This window comes from Microcystis sp. M53603_WE2 (assembly GCF_030065435.1).
Genome location: NZ_JASJFF010001331.1, coordinates 1 through 3,357 on the forward strand (window position 1 = coordinate 1; position 3,357 = coordinate 3,357).

Sequence of the window (3,357 nt, forward strand, 5' to 3'; positions counted from 1 at the left end):
AGAGTGATTTTATGGTTTAATTGTGCCAATAAAGCCTCAAATCCCCGATTTTTCTCCACACTGACAAAAAAAGGCCGGTATCCCCAACCAGCTAGGCGATCGCCCCAAATCTCTATTTGTTCCGGTTCCCCCAGATCAATTTTATTGACACAGACCGCAATTTCTAAGCCTGTGGACTCCGCTTTCACCAAAAAACGACTAATCAGCCAAGGATCGAGGACGGGTTCAGCAAGGGCAAAAACTAGCAAAATCTGCTCGATATTGGCAACGGCCGGCCGATCGATCTCGGTACTGCGGGGGAGAACTTCTGCGATCGCACCCTGTTGATCGGCAAAATTTGCTTCCTCCACGCGCACCCGATCACCAACCATCACCGACTGACCGATTTTTTGCAAGCGAGCGCGACGGGTACAGAGAAGATTATCGCCGATAACGGGAGAATCCAAGCGTACCTGATAGAAATTCGCCTGTACGGCCACCACTGTGCCGTATAAATCGGTTAATTGTCCATCTACCATTTAGGAATCGGGGCGATAGACTTTGAGAACAAAAAAGCTATCTCTGTCCTCGATCGATTCTATCTGATAACCCTCCACGGTCAGGCTAGTGGGAACCTGTTCGATCGGTTCCCCGGCATCTAACCAGACTTCCAACCGTTCCCCGGCGGGCATTTTCTCTAATTGCAATTTTGTCCGGACAAAATTAATTGGGCAGGGAGTGCCGCGCAGGTCTAAAGTCATAGTTATTTATGGAAGATATTACCTAAAAATCCCTCGATGCCGCCTTTCCCCACGGTTTCCCCGCGAACTTTTGCTAATTTTTCCAGCAATTCCCGTTCTTCTCCGGTGACACGGGTAGGAATCGAGATTTTAACGGTAATGCGATGATCACCGCGGCTGACGGGATTGCCTAATTTGGGAACCCCTTTATTTTCTAAAATCAGTACGGTGTTCGGTTGAGTACCGGCAGGGATAGTCAGGTCTTCTTGGCCATCTACCGTATTAACTTTGATGGTACATCCTAAAATCGCTTGGATATAACTAATCGTGATATCCGATTTAATATCATTACCTTCCCGTTGAAATTCCCCATCGTTTTCCACGGTTAGATAAACGAATAAATCCCCCGGCGGCCCGCCTTTAAGTCCGGCGTCTCCTTCCCGGGCAACGCGCAATTTCATGCCGTTGTCAACCCCCGCGGGGATGGTAATTTTCAGTTTTTTGGTTTCCTGTCTGCGTCCGGAACCGCCGCAAACGTCGCATTTTTCCTCGATCACTTCGCCAGCACCGTCACAGGTGGGACAGACCGAAACTTGAGCAAAAGTACCGAAGGGAGTACGGGTAGCGCGACGCACCTGACCAGTACCATTGCAAGTAGTACAAGTGCGGGAACTGGTTCCTGGTCTAGCCCCACTGCCTTTACAGGTTTGACAGGTTTCCAGATGACGGATGCGGATTTCCTTTTCGCCGCCAAAGACAGCCTCGCGGAATTTTAGTCTAAAATCGAGACGTAGATCCTCGCCCCGGGTAGGGCCTGTGCGTCGGCGGGCGGTTGCTTGGCCGCCCATGCCCCCGAAACCACTAAAGATTGTCTCAAAGATATCGGCGAAACCGCCCATATTGTCGGGATCAAAACCGGCAGCGCCCCCAGAAACCCCAGCTTCACCAAAGCGGTCATAACGATTGCGGGTTTCTGGTTCCGAGAGAATTTCGTAGGCGCGGTTAATTTCTTTGAAGTGTTCCTCGGCTCCTGGTTCTTTGTTAACATCGGGATGGTATTTTCGGGCGAGACGACGATAGGCGCGTTTGATGTCTTCTTTGCCGGCATCTCGCGAGACACCTAGAATTTCGTAGTAATCAGTGGGCATAGGGGGCTATGGTTCTGCTGGCAATTTATAAATAAAGTTTAAGTCTAGTTGTTACTTTAACAAACTATACATAATAGTTTAGTTGGGTTATCCCTACTATTTTTGCTGGGGGTTAGGGGTTGGGTAGTGGGGTAGTGGGGTAGTGGGGTAGTGGGGTAGTGGGGAGAATAAATAAAAATAATCTCCTGTCTCCTGTCTCCTGTCTCCTGACGACCGATAGCTTTTCCCTTTTTAATCTACGGCCTCGTAGTCACTGGCACTCATTTCTTCGCCATCGTAGGGGTGATCATCACTGCCCGATTCGCTGAATTTAGTTTCCAGATTACCATAGGTTCTGGTTCTAGTGTGGGAGAAGGTTTGCCCGTCGGCGAAGATATTGGGGGGAGTGGTCCGGATGCGGGTGGGTCGGGTCAGTTCTCGGGTGACATCGATCGATTCAAAATCAGTACCGTTGAGGATTTGGGTGTCCTCTTGTTTACCCCTGTAGATGCGGGTACCGATTTCGAGGACAATCTGACGAAATTCTTCCAGGATGGTTTTTAGCTTTTCTGGGGATATGGAAGGGTCGCGCAGGGCGATTTCCAACTGTTGTCGCTTCTGGTCGGCCAGTTGCCGGATATCGGGGGCAACTAACTCGCTGTTTTCCCTGAGGGTGACTTCGTAGCTATAGAAAAGACTATCGCATTGCTGGCGAATATCGATCATTTGCAGACGACCGCGATCAAATTCGGCGTATTTTTCGGCTTCTAGGCGCATTTTTTCAATTTCGTTCGGTTTCAGCCCTCCAGTATGACTAATTAAAATGCTTTGTTCTTTGCCGGTGCCTTGGTCGCTGGCGGCCACTTTCAAGATGCCGTTAACATCGATCTCGAAGGCCACTTCGATTTGTGGCATACCCCTAGGGGCGGGAGGAATTCCCGTCAGGAGAAATTTACCGAGGGTTTTATTATCCCGGGCCATGGCCCTTTCCCCTTGCAGAACATGAATTTCCACGGAAGTTTGACCATCGGCAGCGGTGGAGAAAACCTGAGATTTACTGGTGGGGATAGTGGTATTGCGATCGATAATTTTGGTAAAGACTTCGCCGAGGGTTTCAATGCCGAGGGAAAGGGGGGTGACATCGAGGAGGAGGATAGCTTCTACTTCTCCACCTAAAACTCCAGCTTGAATCGCCGCCCCCAAAGCAACGGCCTCATCGGGGTTAACAGAGCGATCGATCTGGCCTGCAGAAAAGAAACGGGAGATTAATCGCTGTACGGCGGGGATTCTGGTGGAACCGCCGACGAGAATGACACGATTGATATCGCTAGGCTGCAGTTCGCTATCTTTGAGGGACTGTTGTACGGGTTCGAGGGTTTTTTCCACTAATTCTCTGGTTAATTCCTCGAATTTAGCGCGAGTTATTTCCAATTCTAGGTGTTTAGGTCCAGTTTCGTCGGCGGCGATGAAGGGGAGATTGATCGAGGTGGTAATCAGGCTAGAAAGCTCGA

General features: G+C 49.8%; 4 protein-coding genes. All 4 read right to left on the reverse strand.

Annotation, left to right across the window (positions count from 1 at the left end; genetic code table 11):
• The coding region (gene rsgA, locus PX481_RS27990) for a ribosome small subunit-dependent GTPase A (RefSeq protein ID WP_288097201.1) at positions 1–518 on the reverse strand (518 nt) is incomplete at its 3' end.
• A complete protein-coding gene (locus tag PX481_RS27995) occupies positions 519–740 on the reverse strand; it encodes a sulfurtransferase TusA family protein (protein WP_002792863.1) in 222 nt (73 codons plus the stop codon).
• 2 nt (positions 741–742) lie between these two features.
• On the reverse strand, positions 743–1,867 hold the full coding sequence (dnaJ, locus tag PX481_RS28000; RefSeq protein ID WP_079209725.1) for a molecular chaperone DnaJ: 1,125 nt from the start codon (positions 1,865–1,867) through the stop codon (positions 743–745).
• A 231-nt stretch (positions 1,868–2,098) separates the two neighbouring features.
• Positions 2,099–3,357, reverse strand: a 1,259-nt coding sequence (locus PX481_RS28005; protein ID WP_288097205.1) for an Hsp70 family protein, incomplete at its 5' end; no start/stop codon positions are given.

Bases quoted from the DNA above. Each gene is read 5' to 3' on its own strand.
- PX481_RS27995 (WP_002792863.1), bottom strand. From the start codon at position 740: ATGACTTTAGACCTGCGCGGCACTCCCTGCCCAATTAATTTTGTCCGG.
- dnaJ (WP_079209725.1), bottom strand. From the start codon at position 1,867: ATGCCCACTGATTACTACGAAATTCTAGGTGTCTCGCGAGATGCCGGC.